Here is a 17,967-nt window from a genome sequence, read left to right as displayed (position 1 = left end):
ACGAAAGTGAGGCGCAGGTCATGTTTTCCGGAAGGTGTTTCGGGCACTTCCGGAAGTCCTGGGGCGTTGTTCCAGCCGCAGGAATGTATCTGCCTGATCGTCGGTTTCCCAAGGATCGTCACACCTGTTGAGGGGTGACGGCCCGGGCACCGGGGATGTACGCACGAGGACGAGGGGAAGAGGAAATGGCAACCGACTACGACGCACCGAGGCGCTCGGAGACCGACGAGGTCTCGGAGGATTCACTCGAAGAACTGAAGGCACGACGAAACGAAGCGCAGTCCGCGGTCGTCGACGTGGACGAGACGGATACCGCGGAGTCCTTCGAACTCCCGGGTGCAGATCTGTCCGGCGAAGAACTGTCGGTGCGGGTGGTGCCCAAGCAGGCCGATGAATTCACCTGTGCGAGCTGCTTCCTGGTACACCACCGCAGCCGTCTCGCGACTGAAGAGAACGGCGTCATGATCTGCATGGACTGCGCGGCCTGACGCCGGTCCCTTCGGACACGCACAAAGGAAGAGGGACTACGCCTTCGGCGAAGTTCCGCTACCGATGGCGGCCAGCAGTTCGGCTGGCCGCCTCGTGCTGACAAGCCAGTACGGCGTCGGATCCTCGGGATCGTCGAGGACGATCAGAACGGTCTGCTTGACCCAGGAGCGATTGGTGACGAACGCGGCCGGATCGAGCTGCCGGCCCAACGCGGCACTCTTCGCGGACGGCGGGATGGTCGCTGTCCGGGAGATCACCGACAGCGGCAGGTGCGCGCGGCCCACCCGGAGTTCGCCGTCCGGCCCGTCGAACACCTCGATCCGCAGGCGCGACACCCAGAGCAGCGCCCACACCGGGAACGGGAACAGAAGCACGTACGGCAGCCAGGCGCGGATGCCGGGAGACCCCATGTGGATCTCGGCGGCGAGCAGTCCGGCGATGAGCAATCCGGCAGGCCACCACCACAACGGCACCCACAGGCGCTCCGAGTAGATCGGCGCTCGGGTGTCGGGCGTGGTAGCTGCGGGCTGAGACGATTCGGGCACGCCTTCAGAGTAGTCTCGGTGCACGTGAGCGATCTTCCTGCCATCGCGTTGAAGCGACTTGACTCCGGTGTCCCGCTGCCCAGGCGGGCCCACGAGGGCGACGCCGGCGTCGACCTCTGCACCACGACCGACGTCACGATCGAACCGGGCCGCCGAGTCCTGGTCGGCACGGGCATCGCGGTCGCCCTCCCGATCGGCACGGTCGGTCTGATCCACCCCCGTTCGGGCCTGGCGGCGAAGAGCGGCCTGTCCGTGGTGAACACGCCCGGCACGATCGACGCCGGATACCGCGGCGAGATCAAGGTCTGCCTGATCAACCACGACCTCGAGACCCCGATCGAACTTCGCCGCGGCGACCGCATCGCGCAACTCGTGGTCCAGAAGGTGGAACTCGTCGACTTCGTCGAGGTGGACACGCTCGACGAAACGGTCCGTGGAGCAAGTGGTTACGGATCGAGCGGTGGGCATGCGATCCTCGACGCGCACAATGCCGATCGAGCTGTCGACGGTACGGAAGGTCGCCCGCACGAGTTGACGCGGCAGCCGAGGGAAGGGGCCTGATCATGTTCGGACGTCGCAAGAAGAAGGAAGCCGAGCAGGCGGATTCCGCCCCGGTCGACTCCACTCCGGTCGACCAGGACGTGGAAGGCGACGCGGAACCCGAACTCGATGCACCGGTCGGCGCCCTCGACGGTGGTCCGTTCGACATCACCGAACTCGCCGAGGACGAGGAGCCCGCGAACACCCGACTCGACCTGGGGTCCGTGTTCCTCCCGATGCCCGACGGCGCGCAGTTGCAGGTCGAGATGTCACCGGAGGGGGCTCCGCAGAACGTCCACCTCGTCACTCAGTACGGCCGCATCACGGTGTCCGCCTACGCGGCGCCCAAGTCTCCCGGCCAGTGGCGCGAGGTCGCGTCGGAACTGGCCGAGTCGTTGCGTGCGGACAATGCCGAGGTCAGCATCGAATCCGGACCGTGGGGCCGGGAGGTGGCGGCCTCGACGCCCAACGCCGATCTGCGATTCATCGGCGTCGACGGACCGCGTTGGATGGTCCGCTGCGTCGTCGCGGGTCCGGCCGGCGCGATCGTGAGCGACGGTCCTCTCGTCGCCACCGCGCGCGCCGTCCTGCTGAACACCGTCATCAAGCGTGGCAACGATCCGCATCCGGTGCGTACCCCGCTGCCCGTGGTGCTGCCCCAGGTCCTTGTCGAGCAGCTGCAGGCGGCTCACGCCCAGCAGGTCGCGGCACAGCAGCAGGCGGCGCAGGAGCAGGCGGCCGCGCAGGGCACCGCTGCGCAGCCGCAGGCCCAGCAGCAGTCCGGGAACGGTTCCGAACCCCCGCGCCGCGGGGAGTCCGGTTCCGCGATGCAGCAACTCGGCCTCTAGGCGCGCCGGCCGTCGATTACCTCCCGGGTAATCGACGGCACGAACTCTCCCGCGGTTGGCTCGACGGCAGTCGCATCACCACCGCCGGAGAGGACAGGGCCGTGAGCACAGCCACCGCTACACCGAGCGCTACCGCGCAGCACTGGATCGACCGCGTGATCGTCAGTTCCCCGGTTGCCCGACATCTGGGTCTCCGCACGCTGCACGCGGAGGTCGATCGGGTCGATCTGGCGCTGGACTGCCGAGACGACCTCACGTTCGTCACAGCGGCCACCGGCCGTCGGCTGTCGGCGAGTGCGTTGGTGCGCCACCGCACCGGGTCCACGACGCACTGCGATGTCGTCGTCCGGGACGAGCACGACACGCTCGTCGCCACCGCGACCGCTACCAGTCGCATCTTCTCCTGAGCCGGGAGCCGCCGGCCCGGGGCACGTCAGAGAACCCGATCGAGCGCGGCGAGCGCCGCCCGGCCGAGCACACCCGGGTCTGCGCCGATCTCATCGAGCGTCGACTCGGACATCGCTGCTCTCGGCAGGACCGCGGTCCACTCCTTCGCGACCGTGAGGGGATGCACGGCGTCGTCGACGGCGGCGGCGATGCCCACGGGCACTCGAAGCGCCGCGAGGGTGGCGAGATCGGGTGCACGGTAGGTCGCCGCCTCCTCCAGTGCCGAGGGCAGATCGGGCCACTGGGACCGCCACGAGCGGCTGAGTTCGTCCGCCAGCCACGGCGGGCTCGACGCCGTCATCTCGGCGGTGACGGCATCGAGTCCGTCGGCGCGCAGCCGGGACGCGGTGAAGGTGGCGCTGGCCGCCGCGGGCGCATCCACGGGGGATCCGGTCCACGCCGGAAGCGCCGCGAGGACGGCATGGACGCGGTCGGGGTGATCCGACGCCCATTCGAGGGCCACGGCCGCGCCGATCGACACGCCCGCGACCACGATCGTCCCGTGCTCGGCGGCTGCGCGATCCATGGCATCGCGATAGCTGCCGACCACGCGCCTCGGATCGGGCTCGACCGCGATCGTTGCGACTCCCAGCTGGGACAATGCCGACCGGAACGCGCGATCGACGAAGCTCGCATCGGAACCGGTTCCGGGTAGGGCGACGGCCACCGAGGGCCATGACTGCGACTGCATGGTTCGATCTTGCACTGTCCGGTTCGTGGGGGATCCGGACCGCTGTGGTTGTCGGGTCACTTTAGGGTTACAGTGACCCTCATGGACCCCGCTCGGGACTCTCACGGGACTCGGGCAGGATTCCTGCAAGACAAGCGTTATACCCAGATACAACCCCTTCGTGCGACGTTCGGATGCGTCGCCATTTGCTCCAGGAGCGCGCTATGGCACCCGCCGCGGCAGGCTACTTTCGCAGGCTGACTCGCCGACTCACCGAGGATCTCGAGCAGCTCGACGCCGAGGAGATGGTCGAGACCGCCCAGGCATCCGGCGCCACCCGCGCGTGCGATTGCACGAGGGGCGAGGAAGTCACCATGTTCGGCAGGCTCCGCAGCGTCGAGGCGTGTCCCAAGTCGGCCAATGCCAGCGTCCGCGCCGAGTTCTTCGACGGAACCGATCCGGTCACGCTGGTATGGATCGGACGCCGCCGGATCCCCGGCATCGAGCCGGGTAAAACTCTCATGGTTCGCGGCCGGGTCGGCGACCGTGACGGTCAGAAGGTGATCTTCAATCCGTACTACGAGCTTCGTGGCGATTCCTGACGGACGTCCCGTCCAGGGCGCCGTTCTCCGTGCCGACGGCAGCTCGTCGTCCCGATGTGGCACCCTCGTCGCGTGACCGAAACGAAGCAGCAGACGATCCTCGAGCAGCTCGGTGGACTCAGCGGGCTGATCTACTCGTCGTTGCCCATCGTCGTCTTCGTCCCCGCGAACAGCCTCTTCGGTCTTGCGCCGGCGGTGTGGACCGCCCTCGGCGTCGCGGCCGCGATCCTCGTCTGGCGAGTGGTGCGGCGTGGCGCGATCCAGCCCGCGATCTCCGGATTCCTCGGGGTCGGCGTGTGCGCGTTCATCGCCTATCGGACCGGCGACGCCAAGGGGTACTTCCTCTTCGGCATCTACACGAGCCTTCTCTACGCGGCCGTGTTCCTGGTCTCGATCCTGGTGCGATGGCCCCTCGTGGGTGTCGTGTGGGGCTATCTGAACGGTCACCGCAACACCTGGAAAGCCCACAAGGGCGCCGTGCATGCCTACGACATCGCCACGGCGGCATGGGCGCTCGTGTTCGGGGCCCGGTATCTGGTGCAGTCCGAGTTGTACGACGCAGACCAGACGGGGTGGCTCGCGGCGGCGCGAATCGGTATGGGTTGGCCACTCACGGGTCTGGTGCTGCTCGTGACGATCTGGGCGGTGCGCCGGGCGGACAGGCTGGTCGAGCCCGGGCCCGAGCCGACTCCGGCCCCGGTGGAGCAGGACGAGAAGCCCGCCTCGACCGGTGAGACGGGCCCGTCGGCCGAATCAGATATCGATCGCGGCGCGTAGCTCGTCCTCGACCTCCACCGCGGCGACGAACAGCAGTTCGTCTCCGCCCTCGACCGGATCGTCCGGCTGCGGGACGATGACCCGGCCGCCCCGCAGGATCGTCACGAGCGCCACGTCACGCGGAAGTTTGATCTTGCGTACCGGCTTGCCGGCCAGTGGGGTGTCGTCCGGCAGCGTGATCTCGACCAGGTTCGCCTGACCCTGACGGAACGTCATGAGGCGCACCAGATCGCCGACCGTGACCGCCTCCTCGACGAGCGAGGCCAGCATGCGAGGGGTCGACACCGCGACGTCCACGCCCCAAGACTCGTCGAAGAGCCACTCGTTGCGGGGATCGTTGACGCGGGCGACCACCCGGGGGACGCCGAACTCGGTCTTCGCGAGCAGACTCACGACGATGTTGGCCTTGTCGTCGCCGGTGGCGGCGATCACGACGTCATAGGTCTCCAGCTGGGCGGCCTCGAGGAGGCTCAGTTCGCACGCGTCCGCGTGCACCCACTCCGCCTGGGGGATCACGTCGGGTTCGACGTGTTCGAGCTTGCGTTCGAGCAGCATCACGTGGTGCTCGCTGCGGACGAGTTCACGGGCGATGGAGCGGCCGACGGCGCCGGCTCCTGCGATGGCGACTCTCATCGGGAACATCCAATCGGGTCGAACGAGTATGGGGGCATGACCGGACTCAGTCGTCCGCCGGCGGCGGGTTACCGGCCAGCGCGACCGCCTCGGCGACCGTCCCGGACACGGCGGCCACGTAGACCTGGTCCTGGGCCTGGATGACGGTCTTGCGGTCCGGGAGGATCCCCGAGCCGAAGCGGATGACGAACGAGACACGGGAGCTCGTCGCGGCCTCGAGATCGGTGATGCTGCGGCCGACCCAGTCCTCGTGCAGGGGCAGTTCGGTGACCACGACGGTGCCCGAGGGATCTCGCCACTTCGAGATCTGGTCGTCCTGCGCGAGCGCGAGCATGAAGCGATCGGTGGTCCAGGGGACCGTCGCGATGGTCGGGATACCGAGGCGCTCGTACACCGCGGCACGCTTGGCGTCGTAGATGCGCGCGACGACGCGCTCGACACCGAAGTTCTCGCGCGCGACCCGCGCGGAGATGATGTTCGAATTGTCGCCGGAGGACACCGCGGCGAACGCTTCGGCGCGTTCGATCCCGGCGCGGATCAGCACGTCGCGGTCGAATCCCATCCCGACCACCGTGTGGCCGGTGAAATCGGATCCGAGCCGGAGGAAGGCGCTCGCGTCGCGGTCGATGACCGCCACCTCGTGTCCGATCCGGCTCAGTGCTGTAGCGAGGGACGAGCCGACTCGGCCGCATCCCATGACGACTACGTACACCCGTCCACTCCGTTCATCTCACGTCAGACCCGACGGGTTGCCGTCGGCGTCGAATCGAACCGTACAGCGCGCCTGGGTAAGAGCAAGTATCCGCCGACGGCGCTGTGAGGGAGGCCGCTCGTCGTCGCAGTCGGGGCGCGGAGTAAAGTCGATGAAACGCCCACAGCGCCGCCCCCGTGTCACGGAACTCTTCGGACGGCTTACGCTTTGGCGGTGTCGAAGGTTTCCACAGCCGCAAAACGGCTGATCCTGGGGCGGCCGTTCCGTAGCGACAAGCTCGGGCACACGCTTCTGCCCAAGCGCATCGCGCTACCGGTTTTCGCCTCGGATGCAATGTCTTCGGTCGCCTACGCGCCCGAGGAGATCTTCCTGGTTCTGTCCGTCGCGGGTATTTCCGCGTACGCGTACACCCCCTGGATCGGTCTGGCCGTCGCCGTCGTCATGGCCGTCGTGGTGGCCAGCTACCGGCAGAACGTGCACGCCTACCCGTCCGGTGGCGGCGACTACGAGGTGGCGACCGTGAACCTCGGGCCCAACGCCGGTCTCACGGTCGGCAGCGCCCTCATGGTCGACTACGTGCTCACGGTCGCGGTGTCGATCTCGTCCGCGGCGTCGAACATCGGATCGGCCGTGCCGTTCGTCGCCCAACACAAGGTGCTCTTCGCGATTGCGGCGATTGCGCTGCTCACCGCGGTCAACCTGCGCGGTATCCGCGAGTCGGGCTCGGCCTTCGCGCTCCCGACGTACGCCTTCATCGTCGGCATGCTGATCATGCTCGGCTGGGGATTCGCGCGGATCTACATCTTCGGCGACGACGTCCACGCCGAGTCGTCGGCGTTCGACCTGCAGGCCGAGGACTCCCACCTGTACGGCATCGCGTTCGCCTTCCTCATCGCGCGTGCCTTCTCGTCGGGCTGTGCCGCTCTGACGGGCGTCGAGGCCATCAGCAACGGTGTGCCCGCTTTCCAGAAGCCGAAGTCGCGCAACGCTGCGACCACGCTGCTGTTGCTGGGCACCTTCGCGATCGTGCTGCTGATGGGCATCATCATGCTGGCGCAGAAGATCGGGATCGTCTACGCGCACGACCCGGCGACACAACTCGTCGGAGCGCCGGAGGGCTACCACCAGAAAACGCTGATCGCGCAGCTCGCCGAGGCGGTCTTCTCCGGATTCCCGGTCGGATTCTTCTTCATGGCGATCGTGACGGCGTTGATCCTCGTGCTCGCCGCCAACACGGCGTTCAACGGCTTCCCCGTCCTCGCCTCGGTGCTCGCCCAGGACCGCTACCTGCCGCGTCAGCTGCACACGCGCGGCGACCGGCTCGCCTTCAGCAACGGCATCCTGTTCCTCTCGGGTGCGGCGATCGCGTTCGTCGTGGTCTTCGGCGCCGAGGTGACGAAGCTGATCCAGCTCTACATCGTCGGGGTGTTCGTCTCGTTCGTGCTCAGCCAGACCGGCATGATCCGGCACTGGACCCGGCATCTGCGGGCCGAGACGGATCCGGCGCAGCGTCGGCGCATGCAGCGCTCTCGGGTCATCAACTCGATCGGCCTGGGGATGACCGGTGCGGTCCTGATCATCGTGCTGCTGACGAAGTTCGCTGCCGGTGCCTGGATCGCCATCGTCGCCATGATCGTGATCTTCATCGTGATGAAGTCGATCCGACGCCACTACGACAGCGTCGCCGCGGAACTCGAGGAGCAGGAATGGGACGGCGTGCTGCCCAGCCGCACGCACTCGATCGTCCTGGTGTCGAAGATGCACATGCCGACCATGCGGGCGCTGGCGTACGCGCGCGCCACCCGACCGGACACCATCGAGGCGGTCACCGTCAACGTCGACGAGCCGGACACCCGCGCGCTCGTGCGCGAGTGGGAGAAGAGCGACATCACGGTGCCGCTCAAGGTGATCGAGTCGCCGTACCGTGAGATCACCAAGCCGGTGCTCGACTACGTCCGCAGGGTTCGGCGGGACTCGCCCCGCGACGTCGTCACCGTGTTCATCCCCGAATACGTGGTCGGCCACTGGTGGGAGCAGATCCTGCACAACCAGAGCGCGCTGCGTCTGAAGAGCCGGTTGCTGTTCCAGCCCGGCGTCATGGTCACGAGTGTGCCGTGGCAGTTGAACTCGTCGGAGAAGGTCAAGCGCGAACGGGTGGACAATGCTCCCGGCGCGATTCGGCGCGGATTCGAGGCAGAAGACAAGTGATCGAGTGATGGGCGGTTCGTGGTGAGTGAGGACTGGACGGGGCGTCGGCTCGAGGTCGAGTTGGGCAATCCCGGCCACGGCGGCTTCTGTGTCGCCCGGCACGAGGGTCGTGTGCTCTTCGTCAGGCACGGACTACCGGGCGAGAAGGTGGTCGCGCTCGTCACCGAGGACCGCGGTGGTTCGTTCTGTCGCGCGGACGCCGTCGAGATCCTCGCGCCGTCGCGCGACCGGGTCGAGTCGGTGTGCCCCATCGCGGGCCCGGGCGGCGCCGGGTGTTGTGACTATTCGCACGCCACCCTCGACGCGGGCCGCGAGATGAAGTCGTTCGTCGTCGCCGAGCAGTTGCGGCGGATCGCCGGCATCGAGCAGGACGTCGTCGTCGAGGAACTGCCCGGAACCGGGAAGGGAACCGGCTGGCGGTCCCGCGTCCGGCTGGCGGTCGACCCGGCCGGGCGGCCGGGCTTCCATCGCTACCGCAGCCTCGACATCGAGACGTTCCTGGCGTGCCCGCAGATCGACCCGTCTGCGTACATCGGGCTCTCCGAGCGGTCGTGGCAGCCCGGCGCCGAGGTCCAGATCGTGCTGGACGCGGACGGCAACCGTCACGTGGTGGAGATCGCCCCCGCCAAGGTGTCGCGCACCGGTCGCCGCAGCCCCGGTCGGCGGGGCGCGACGGCGCGCCGGGCGGCGTCGTCCGGTACCCGGGCGGAGCGGCTCGTCATCGGGTCCGGCCGGCCCGTCGAGCGGGTCGGTGATCGGGAGTGGCAGCTGGCCGCGACCGGCTTCTGGCAGGCGCATCGCGGTGCCGCAGGCACGTACGCGAGCGTCGTGGGGGAGTGGGCGCAGCCGTCCGCGGGCGACAACGTGTGGGATCTCTACGGCGGTGTCGGAGTGTTCGCTGCCACGCTCGCCGACCAGGTCGGGGTGACCGGGCGGGTCGATTCGGTCGAGTTCTCGAAGCAGGCGGTGGCCGACGGCACCGCCGCACTGGCCGACGTACCGCAGGTGCATCTGCACGCCGCCCGGGTCGAACGGGCTCTGCACGATCTGCCCACTCCGGATGTGGTGGTGCTGGACCCGCCGCGGACCGGCGCCGGCCGCGAGGTCGTCGACACCATCGTCGCGGCGGGGCCGCAGCGGATCGTTCACATCGGGTGTGACCCGGCGTCCTTCGCGCGGGACGTCTCGCTTTTCCGGGCGGGTGGGTACCGGCTCGAACAGGTTCGCGCATTCGACGCCTTCCCCCTCACACATCACGTCGAAAGTCTCGCGCTTCTGACTCGCTGACGTGGTTCCTGACACGTACCTGACGGTCTGTTGTCTCTAGAAGCGCTGGTCAGGGCATCGAAATGCGGTATGTCGCATTTGAGAAGTAATTGCTTGACACACGCAACTATGCATATAGTTGCGCTCTGCAAGTAATTACGAGGGATGCGGAGTGCGCGGATGGCTGTGCAAGCAGACACAGCACAGGCCCTGGTCGACGCGATCTTTCTGTTCGGTCGTTCACTGAAGAACGCGATCGCGAGTGCGACGGACGATCCGATCGCGCCCGCGCTGGTCGCGGTCCTGGTCGCGCTGTCGGCCCGAGGCCCGTGCCGGCAGAACGAACTCGCGTCGGTGCTGTGCCTGAGTCAATCGGGGCTGAGTCGGCAGATGACGGAATTGGTCGATGCCGGTCTCGTCGAGCGTCGACCGGACCCCGACGACAGGCGGGCTTTCCGCGTGCAGGTCTCCGAAAAGGGGGACGAGGTGTTGCAGACCGTCAAGGAACGAAGGTCCGCGCGACTGCGCACCCTGCTCGGCCAGTGGAGTCAAGAGGAGGCGGCGGCGGCGTTGTCCGCCGTCGAACGACTCACCGACTCGCTCACCGCGCGTCCGGATCCCTCGCTTCTAGTAGCCGATCAATGTGGGAGAGCACTTCGATGACGACACCAGTGGGGGAGAGCCGGGCAGGCACCGGCGAGGAGGCGATGACCCATCGCCAGATTCTCGAGGTCCTGGCGGGCCTCATCGCGGCGCTGTTCACGGCACTGCTGAGTTCGACCATCGTCTCGACGGCGTTGCCGACGATCATCGGTGAGCTGAAGGGCAACCAGACCCAGTACGCGTGGGTCATCACCACCGCGCTGCTGGCCAACGCGGCATCGACCCCGATCTGGGGCAAGCTCGCCGACCTGTTCAACAAGAAGATCCTGGTCCAGACGTCGATCGTGATCTTCGTGATCGGCTCGATCATTGCCGGCTTCGCGCACAACGTGCCGGTGCTGCTGGCCGCGCGCGTCGTGCAGGGCATCGGCATGGGTGGCCTGACCGCCCTCGTCGTCGCGATCATCGGCAGCATCATCCCGCCGCGCGACCGCGGTCGCTACTCCGGCTACATGGGTGCCGCGATGGCGGTGTCGATGTCGGGTGGCCCCATCCTCGGCGGCGTGATCGTCGACAGCCCGCTGGGCTGGCGCTGGTGCTTCTTCGTGTGCGTGCCGATCGCCGTGATCGCCCTGTTCCTGCTGCAGCGCACGCTGCACATCGCCACCGAGCGCAAGAGCGATGTCTCCATCGACTGGCTGGGCGCAACGTTGCTCACCGCGGGCGTCAGCATCCTCCTGATCTGGGTGTCGTTCGCGGGCAAGGCGGACTACTACGCCTGGATCTCGAAGGAGTCGGCGCTCTACGTCGGCGTCGGTGTCCTGTTGCTGATCGCGACCGTGATCGTGGAGTCGAAGGTGAAGTCGCCGATCATTCCGCTCGCCATCATCACCGAGAAGACGACCGGTCTGGCGATCATCGCCTCCATCGCGGTCGGTGTCGGCATGTTCGGTGCCACGACGTTCCTCGGCCAGTACTTCCAGACGGCGCGCGGACACTCCCCGACGATCGCCGGTGTCCTGACCATTCCGATGGTGATGGGCATGCTGGTCTCGTCGGTGGTCTCGGGCCAGCTGATCACCCGATTCGGTAAGTGGAAGCCGTTCATCGTCGGTGGCGCGGTGCTGCTGGTCGTCGGCTTCGGACTGCTCGGCACGATCGATCACGAGACCAGCCTGTGGCTGATCGGCGTGTACATCGCGATCGTCGGCGTCGGTGTCGGCAGCCTGATGCAGAACCTGGTGCTCGCCGTCCAGAACACCGTCAGCGTGCAGAACATCGGCTCGGCGAGTAGCTCGGTCGCGTTCTTCCGGACCTTCGGTGGCGCGATCGGTGTGTCGGTCCTCGGTTCGGTGCTCGCCACCCGGGTGACGACGCTGTCGGCCGACGGCTTCGAGAAGCTCGGCATCGACACGCACTCGCCGGGCAGCGGGGGCAACCTCGACCTCAACGCGCTGCCGGGGCCGATCGCGGACATCATCCGCGGCGCCTACGGTGACGCCACGGGCCTGCTGTTCCTGATCGCGGCCGCGGTCGCGCTGATCACGCTCGTCTGCGTGATCTTCATCCCGAACACCCCGCTCCGGAAGACCATCGACATCCAGAAGCCGACGGATTCCGACGAGGCGGCGGAGACCGCCGACGTCAACGCCTGACGTTCCGCAACACAGTCACGAAGACGGCCCGCAACCGAGACAGGTTGCGGGCCGTACTCGTCGGGGGATCCCGGTCTACGTCTTGCGGTTGTACAGCCGCATCGTCAACGGACCGAAGACGACGATGAAACCGGCGCACCAGATCAGCACGCCCGACATCTGGCCGAACTCGAAGGAGCCTTCGCAGAGCGCCCGCAGAGTGGTGACGAGGTGGCTGATCGGGTTGACCTCGACGAACGCCTGCAGCCAGCCGGGCATCGTCGAGGGGTCGACGAAGATGTTGCTGGCGAACGTGAGCGGGAACAGGATGAACATCGACACGCCCATGACGGCCTGTTCGGTCCGCATCAGCATCGCGAACATCGTCCACACCCACGACAGACTGAACGAGAACAACAGCAACAGCAGGACCGACAGCACCACTCCGACCACGCCGCCCGCCGGTCGGAAACCGAGGATCAGGCCGAGGATGAGGACGATCACCGATGCGATCGTGTAGCGGACGATGTCGCCGAACAGTGCGCCGACGAGCGGGGACGGCCGCCAGATGGGAAGTGACCGGAACCGGTCGAACACGCCCTTCTCGATGTCCTTGTTCAGTGTCAGCCCGGTGTACATCGTGATCATGACGACGGTCTGCACGAGGATGCCCGGGATGAGGAACTGGACGTAGGCGTCCGTCGAGCCGGCGAGCGCGCCGCCGAAGAGGAACGTGAACATCAGCGTGAACATGACCGGGAACATGGTCACGTCGAACAACTGCTCCGGAACATGCTTGATCTTGAGCAATGCGCGCCACCCGAACGACATCGACGTCGACAGCGCGTTCGGCCGCGGCGGCCGAGGCCCCGGCATCTGCAGGACGTTGCCGACCGCCTGCGCAGAGGTGGTGATGGTGTCGGTCATGACGGGGTCCCCTCGAAGGTGCCGGTGGCGGCAGTGGTCTCGGCGTTCTCGGCGCCGTGCCCGGTCAGGGCGAGGAACACCTCGTCGAGGCTGGGCTGGCCGAGAGCGAAGGTCGTGACAACGATGTTCTCGTCGTCGAGGGTGGCGAGCGCCCGCGCGACCCGCTGCGGATCGTCGATGCGTGCCGTGAGCGCCGCCGGATCGGATTCGAGCGAGACGGAGACGCCGAGCGTGCGTTCGAGCGTGACGGCCGCGTCGGCGCGCCGGGAGGGCTCGGCGACGCGGACGTGCAGCGCTCCGGACCCGACCGACGCCTTGAGCTGGCCGGTGGTGCCCTCGGCGATGACCTTGCCGTGGTCGATCACGGCGATCCGGTCGGCGAGCTGGTCCGCCTCGTCGAGGTACTGCGTGGTGAGCAGGACGGTGGTTCCCCCCGCCACCAGAGCGCGGACGATCTCCCACACCTGGTTGCGGCTGCGCGGATCGAGCCCGGTGGTCGGCTCGTCCAGGAAGATCAGTTCGGGGGTGACGATGATGCTCGCGGCGATGTCGATTCGTCGGCGCATACCTCCCGAGTAGGTCTTGACCTGGCGGCCGCCGGCCTCCTGGAGACCGAACGCCTCGAGGAGCTGGTCGCACCGGGAGCGTGCCGCGGCGCGCGAGTACCCGTAGAGCCGACCGAGCAGCATGAGGTTCTCGGTGCCCGTCAGATCCTCGTCGAGTGACGCGAACTGGCCGGTCAGGGAGACCTTGCCGCGGACCGTCTCGGCCTCCTTGGTGACGTCGTGTCCCAGCACCCGCGCCGAACCGCCGTCGATCGGCAGCAGCGTCGCGAGCATGCGGATCGTGGTCGTCTTCCCGGCGCCGTTGGGCCCGAGCACGCCGTACACGCCGCCCGTCGGAACGGCCAGGTCGACGCCGTCGACGGCGGTGTTGGAGCCGAAGCGTTTGACCAGTCCAGTGGTCTCGATGGCCAGTGCGGTGCCAGATCTCATGTGGTCCCCGTGGTCTCGTGTGGGCAATGTCGCAACTCGGTCGTCGTTCCAGCCTGTCGGATCCCGAGGGGCGGCGCAATCGATTTCCGGAGCATCGGACCGTCCCGTGTCCTCGGCGGTGGCCACGGGTCGGCGTCAGATCCGCCCGTGCTGCTCGAAGGTTCGCACCAGCACCTCGAGCTGTCCGTACGCGACCGCCGCCAGGCGTTCGAGAAGCGCGGACTTGACCTCCGGCGCCGCGGTCAGCCGGGCGAACCCGTCGGGCGGAAGAACGGCGAGGGTGAGTGTGGTGTCGGCGCGGACGTCGTTGAGATACGTCGAATCGAGCAGGGTCGGCATCTCCCCGAACGACATGCCGGCCGACAGCGTCGTGATCCGGTGAACCGAGCCGTCCTCGGACGTCACGGCGGTACTCGCGCGCCCCGAGAGAATGAGGTGGATGCCCGACGCGGGTGCGCCGCGCCGGGCGACCACCTCGCCGCGGGCGACGGTCCGCAGTTCCAGTTCGTCGGTGAAACGCTCGAACTGGTCGGTGGTGAGGTCGGCCAGGAGTGGATGCTGCTCGAGCTCGATCGTCTCCGGTTGCCGGCCGACGCCGCAGTGTCTGTCGAGCAGGACGTCCTCGCACCAGCGCGCCGCCGCGTCGGGGTCCGCGAACACTCGTCCGTGCGGATCGTCGGGGGACAGGCTCGACGTGGCGTGCCCGAACAGGGCGTCGGGGTCGACGAGGGCCGTGCGGCAGCCGGCGGCGGCGAGGTCGGCCCGCAGCAGTTCGATCATGCGGCGGGCGATGCCGCTGACGTCGTCGACCCGGCGTACGTCGACCACGACCACCTCGAGGTCCGCTCGTTCGGCATCGATCTCGCGCACCGCCGTCTCGGCACCGGCGAACAGCAGGTCGCCGTGCAGTTCGTAGATTCGTCCACGATCGCCGAAGGCCTCCAGTGACAGTTGCTCGGACTCGGTGCGCCGCGTGCGCGAGGGGGCCTCGACGATGCTGTAGCGCGCCCTGATCGACGAGCGGGCCGCCCGGGTGACGTGCAGGAAGTGCAGTTCCAGGTCCCGGGAGAGTTCGCGGCAGGCCTGCACGCCGCGGACGCTGTTGCCGTGCCGATCCAGGCGGGGCGAGTAGACCGCGATTCCCAATTGCCCCGGTAGGACAGCGAGGACGCCGCCGCCGACCCCGCTCTTGGCGGGCATACCGACCTCGGTCACCCATTCACCGGCGGCGTCGTACATCCCGCACGTCGTCATGACGCTGAGCACCCGCTCGACCAGCGCCGGGTTGAGGACCCGGTCGCGAGTCGACGGGTTGACGCCGTTGTTGGCGAGGGTGGCGGCCATGAGGGCCAGGTCGCGGCACGTGACCTCGATCGAGCACTGCCGGAAGTACACGTCGACGGCGTCGTCCGGATCGTCGGTGATGACGCCGAAGGACCGCAGCATGTAGCCGATCGCGCGATTGCGGTGTCCGGTGCGGGCCTCGGAGCGGTAGACGGCCTCGTCGAGGCCGAGGTTGCGTCCTGCGCACCGCGAATAGAGTGCGCGGATTCGTTCGAACTGCTCGGCCGGATTCGCGCCCTGCACGAGCGATGCCGCGGTGATCGCGCCGGCGTTGATCATCGGATTGCGCGGACGTTCGGTGTCCGGGTCGAGACTGATCTCGTTGAACGGCTCACCGGACGGTTCGACGTCGATCTTCTCGGCGACGGCGTCGACGCCGTGGTCGGCGAGGGCGAGCGCGTAGGTGAACGGCTTCGAGATGGACTGGATCGTGAACGGCACCGACGTGTCGCCGACCTCGTATACGTGGCCGTCGCCCGTGGCCACGGCGATACCGAAGCCGTCGGGGGCGACCGCGGCCAACTCCGGGATGTAGTCGGCGACCTCCCCGCTCGGGTTGGTTCGGACGACGTCGTACACGCGGGTGATGAACTCGTCCACAACGTTGCCCATGGAGCAACAGTAGGATGAGCGCACAGTCTTGGTTGTGTCATCCGGCACGGATCGCCGCGGCGGTGTCGTGGGAATCGATGCCGGACGGCACCGTTCCAGGCGGCTCCGTAGACTTGTCGGGCTGTCGTGTGACAGCCCGTGAACCTGCTGGAGGGAGCGATCTCGTTGGGTGTCCTTGCCCGCATCCAGACGCCTGACGACCTGCGTCGGCTCGACCCGGAGGAGCTCCGCGAGCTCGCCTCGGAGATCCGTGAGTTCCTGGTGCAGAAGGTGTCCGCGACCGGCGGCCATCTCGGTCCCAACCTGGGTGTCGTCGAGCTGACGCTCGCGCTGCACCGGGTGTTCGAATCCCCCTCCGACCCGATCGTCTTCGACACGGGCCACCAGGCCTACGTCCACAAGATCCTGACGGGCCGCAAGGACGAGTTCGATTCCCTGCGCAAGCAGGGCGGTCTGTCCGGTTACCCGTCGCGCGCCGAGAGCGAGCACGACTGGGTCGAGTCGTCGCACGCGTCCGCGGCGCTCTCGTACGCGGACGGCCTCGCCAAGGCCTTCGAGCTGTCCGGGCAGCACGACCGCCACGTCGTGGCCGTGGTGGGCGACGGTGCCCTGACCGGCGGTATGTGTTGGGAGGCGCTCAACAACATCGCGGCGGGCAAGGACCGGTCGGTCGTCATCGTCGTCAACGACAACGGCCGGTCGTACGCGCCCACCATCGGCGGCCTGGCCGACCATCTCGCGTCGCTGCGTCTGCAGCCCGGTTACGAGCGGATCCTCGACAACGGTCGTCGCATGGTCAAGAGGATGCCGTGGGTCGGACGCGCCGCCTACCAGTTGCTGCACGGCATGAAGGCCGGCCTCAAGGACGCCGTCAGCCCGCAGGTCATGTTCACCGACCTCGGCATCAAGTACCTCGGCCCCGTCGACGGGCACGACGAGGCCGCGATGGAGTCCGCGTTGCGCCGCGCGAAGGCGTTCGGTGGGCCGGTGATCGTGCACGCGGTCACCCGCAAGGGCATGGGCTACGCACCCGCGGAGAATCATCTCGCCGACCAGATGCACGCCACCGGAGTCATCGACCCGCTCACGGGCCGCGCCCGGGGGACGTCGGCCCCGGACTGGACGTCGGTCTTCTCGGCCGAGCTGATCGCGCAGGCCGAGCAGCGTGACGACGTCGTCGCGATCACCGCCGCGATGCCCGGCCCTACCGGGCTGGCTGCGTTCGGTGAGCGGTTCCCGGAGCGGATGTTCGACGTCGGCATCGCCGAGCAGCACGCCGTCACCTCGGCCGCGGGTCTCGCGCTCGGCGGGATGCATCCCGTCGTCGCGATCTACTCGACGTTCCTCAACCGGGCGTTCGATCAGCTGCTCATGGACGTCGCGCTGCTCAGGCAGCCCGTGACGATCGTGCTCGACCGTTCCGGGGTGACGGGCGCCGACGGTGCCAGCCACAACGGCATGTGGGACCTGTCGCTGCTCGGCATCGTCCCCGGCATACGAGTGGCGGCCCCGCGCGACGCGGCAACGCTGCGGGAAGAGTTGGACGAGGCGCTGGCGGTGAACGACGGGCCGACGGTGATCCGATTCCCGAAGGGCGCTGTCGGTGACGACGTCCCGGCGGTCCGCCGCCTCGACGGCGTGGTGGATGTGCTGCAGATGCCGGAGGATGATCGCGGCGACGTGCTGCTCGTCGCGGTGGGCTCGTTCGCCGGCGTCGCGCTGGAGGCCGCCGAGCGGCTCGCCCAGCACGGCATCACCGCAGCGGTGATCGACCCGCGGTGGGTCCTGCCCGTGCCCGAGTCCGTGATCAAGCTCGCCGAGAGCTTTCGGATGGTCGTCACGATCGAGGACAGCGGCCTGCACGGCGGTATCGGGTCCTCGGTGTCGGCGGCGCTCCGCGCGGCCGGTGTCGACGTCCCGTGCCGGGATCTCGGTGTGCCGCAGCAGTTCCTCGACCATGCGTCACGGGACCAGATCCACCGCGAACTCGGCCTCACTGCGCAGGACATCACCCGGCAGGTCACCGGTTGGGTCGTGGGACTGGACCGGGCGCGCCCCGGCGGGGGAATCGACGAGGGCGCGGACAGGTCGAACCCGGCCATCGGTTGACGGGAT

Annotated in this window: 18 protein-coding genes; 11 read left to right on the top strand and 7 right to left on the bottom strand. The window is 67.9% G+C overall.

Going from position 1 to position 17,967, the window contains the following annotated elements; all coding sequences use genetic code 11:
* Positions 1–185 precede the first annotated feature (185 nt).
* The gene (locus ABEU20_RS20235; RefSeq protein WP_420166154.1) at positions 186–488 is read left to right on the top strand and encodes a DUF4193 domain-containing protein; all 303 of its coding nucleotides are present in this window, start codon (positions 186–188) and stop codon (positions 486–488) included.
* Between the two features lie 36 nt (positions 489–524).
* Here the strand turns inward: ABEU20_RS20235 and ABEU20_RS20230 are convergent, their stop codons facing one another.
* Complete coding sequence (locus ABEU20_RS20230) at positions 525–1,034, bottom strand: DUF3093 domain-containing protein (RefSeq protein ID WP_420166153.1); 510 nt, start codon at positions 1,032–1,034, stop codon at positions 525–527.
* An 18-nt stretch (positions 1,035–1,052) separates the two neighbouring features.
* Here ABEU20_RS20230 and dut point away from each other — a divergent pair, with 18 nt between their 5' ends.
* The 3 genes from dut (at position 1,053) to ABEU20_RS20215 (ending at position 2,829) form a co-directional block, all read left to right on the top strand.
* A complete protein-coding gene (gene dut / locus ABEU20_RS20225; RefSeq protein WP_420166152.1) occupies positions 1,053–1,595 on the top strand; it encodes a dUTP diphosphatase in 543 nt (180 codons plus the stop codon).
* 2 nt (positions 1,596–1,597) lie between these two features.
* Positions 1,598–2,422 carry a DUF3710 domain-containing protein gene (locus ABEU20_RS20220; protein WP_420166151.1) on the top strand — a complete coding sequence of 275 codons (825 nt, stop codon included), beginning with the start codon at positions 1,598–1,600 and terminating at the stop codon, positions 2,420–2,422.
* Positions 2,423–2,523: 101 nt separating this feature from the next.
* Entirely contained in the window at positions 2,524–2,829 is a 306-nt protein-coding gene (locus ABEU20_RS20215) for a hypothetical protein (RefSeq protein WP_420166150.1), read from the top strand.
* 26 nt (positions 2,830–2,855) lie between these two features.
* Here the strand turns inward: ABEU20_RS20215 and ABEU20_RS20210 are convergent, their stop codons facing one another.
* On the bottom strand, positions 2,856–3,560 hold the full coding sequence (locus tag ABEU20_RS20210) for an alpha/beta fold hydrolase (protein ID WP_420166149.1): 705 nt from the start codon (positions 3,558–3,560) through the stop codon (positions 2,856–2,858).
* A gap of 203 nt (positions 3,561–3,763) precedes the next feature.
* On the opposite strand from ABEU20_RS20210, the gene ABEU20_RS20205 reads away from it, so the two are divergent.
* Both ABEU20_RS20205 and ABEU20_RS20200 read left to right on the top strand, forming a co-directional pair.
* Positions 3,764–4,141: an OB-fold nucleic acid binding domain-containing protein gene (locus tag ABEU20_RS20205; protein WP_013415819.1), complete on the top strand. Its 378-nt coding sequence runs from the start codon at positions 3,764–3,766 to the stop codon at positions 4,139–4,141.
* A 72-nt stretch (positions 4,142–4,213) separates the two neighbouring features.
* Positions 4,214–4,918, top strand: coding sequence for a DUF3159 domain-containing protein (locus tag ABEU20_RS20200; protein ID WP_420166148.1), 705 nt, complete (start codon positions 4,214–4,216; stop codon positions 4,916–4,918).
* On the opposite strand, the gene ABEU20_RS20195 is transcribed toward ABEU20_RS20200, so the two are convergent.
* Together ABEU20_RS20195 and ABEU20_RS20190 are read right to left on the bottom strand one after the other, a co-directional pair.
* Positions 4,895–5,551 carry a potassium channel family protein gene (locus ABEU20_RS20195; protein WP_420166147.1) on the bottom strand — a complete coding sequence of 219 codons (657 nt, stop codon included), beginning with the start codon at positions 5,549–5,551 and terminating at the stop codon, positions 4,895–4,897. The two genes, ABEU20_RS20200 and ABEU20_RS20195, sit on opposite strands and share 24 nt — an antisense overlap.
* 46 nt (positions 5,552–5,597) lie before the next feature.
* Positions 5,598–6,263, bottom strand: coding sequence for a potassium channel family protein (locus tag ABEU20_RS20190; RefSeq protein ID WP_420166146.1), 666 nt, complete (start codon positions 6,261–6,263; stop codon positions 5,598–5,600).
* Between the two features lie 213 nt (positions 6,264–6,476).
* On the opposite strand from ABEU20_RS20190, the gene ABEU20_RS20185 reads away from it, so the two are divergent.
* The 4 genes from ABEU20_RS20185 to ABEU20_RS20170 all read left to right on the top strand — a co-directional run bounded on the left by ABEU20_RS20185 (position 6,477) and on the right by ABEU20_RS20170 (position 11,995).
* Positions 6,477–8,471: an APC family permease gene (locus ABEU20_RS20185; protein ID WP_420166145.1), complete on the top strand. Its 1,995-nt coding sequence runs from the start codon at positions 6,477–6,479 to the stop codon at positions 8,469–8,471.
* A gap of 21 nt (positions 8,472–8,492) precedes the next feature.
* Positions 8,493–9,758 carry a class I SAM-dependent RNA methyltransferase gene (locus ABEU20_RS20180; RefSeq protein WP_420166144.1) on the top strand — a complete coding sequence of 422 codons (1,266 nt, stop codon included), beginning with the start codon at positions 8,493–8,495 and terminating at the stop codon, positions 9,756–9,758.
* A gap of 159 nt (positions 9,759–9,917) precedes the next feature.
* Positions 9,918–10,400: a MarR family winged helix-turn-helix transcriptional regulator gene (locus ABEU20_RS20175; RefSeq protein ID WP_420166143.1), complete on the top strand. Its 483-nt coding sequence runs from the start codon at positions 9,918–9,920 to the stop codon at positions 10,398–10,400.
* The gene (locus ABEU20_RS20170; protein WP_420166142.1) at positions 10,397–11,995 is read left to right on the top strand and encodes an MDR family MFS transporter; all 1,599 of its coding nucleotides are present in this window, start codon (positions 10,397–10,399) and stop codon (positions 11,993–11,995) included. Before ABEU20_RS20175 ends, ABEU20_RS20170 begins: the two co-directional genes overlap by 4 nt.
* A gap of 75 nt (positions 11,996–12,070) precedes the next feature.
* Here the strand turns inward: ABEU20_RS20170 and ABEU20_RS20165 are convergent, their stop codons facing one another.
* The 3 genes from ABEU20_RS20165 to glsA all read right to left on the bottom strand — a co-directional run bounded on the left by ABEU20_RS20165 (position 12,071) and on the right by glsA (position 15,852).
* Positions 12,071–12,901 carry an ABC transporter permease gene (locus tag ABEU20_RS20165; RefSeq protein WP_420166141.1) on the bottom strand — a complete coding sequence of 277 codons (831 nt, stop codon included), beginning with the start codon at positions 12,899–12,901 and terminating at the stop codon, positions 12,071–12,073.
* Positions 12,898–13,896 (bottom strand): ATP-binding cassette domain-containing protein, encoded by a 999-nt coding sequence (locus ABEU20_RS20160; RefSeq protein ID WP_420166140.1) that lies wholly within the window; start codon positions 13,894–13,896, stop codon positions 12,898–12,900. Before ABEU20_RS20160 ends, ABEU20_RS20165 begins: the two co-directional genes overlap by 4 nt.
* Positions 13,897–14,031: 135 nt before the next feature.
* Complete coding sequence (gene glsA / locus ABEU20_RS20155; protein WP_420166139.1) at positions 14,032–15,852, bottom strand: glutaminase A; 1,821 nt, start codon at positions 15,850–15,852, stop codon at positions 14,032–14,034.
* Between the two features lie 165 nt (positions 15,853–16,017).
* Here glsA and dxs point away from each other — a divergent pair, with 165 nt between their 5' ends.
* Positions 16,018–17,961 carry a 1-deoxy-D-xylulose-5-phosphate synthase gene (dxs, locus tag ABEU20_RS20150; RefSeq protein ID WP_420166279.1) on the top strand — a complete coding sequence of 648 codons (1,944 nt, stop codon included), beginning with the start codon at positions 16,018–16,020 and terminating at the stop codon, positions 17,959–17,961.
* The last annotated feature ends 6 nt before the right edge of the window (positions 17,962–17,967 follow it).

Origin of the sequence: Rhodococcus parequi (assembly GCF_046042785.1) — a bacterium.
Classification (GTDB): Bacteria; Actinomycetota; Actinomycetes; order Mycobacteriales; family Mycobacteriaceae; genus Prescottella; species Prescottella parequi.
The sequence above is the reverse complement of the archived record's forward strand: the minus strand, read 5'-3'. Positions and strand labels throughout refer to the sequence as shown.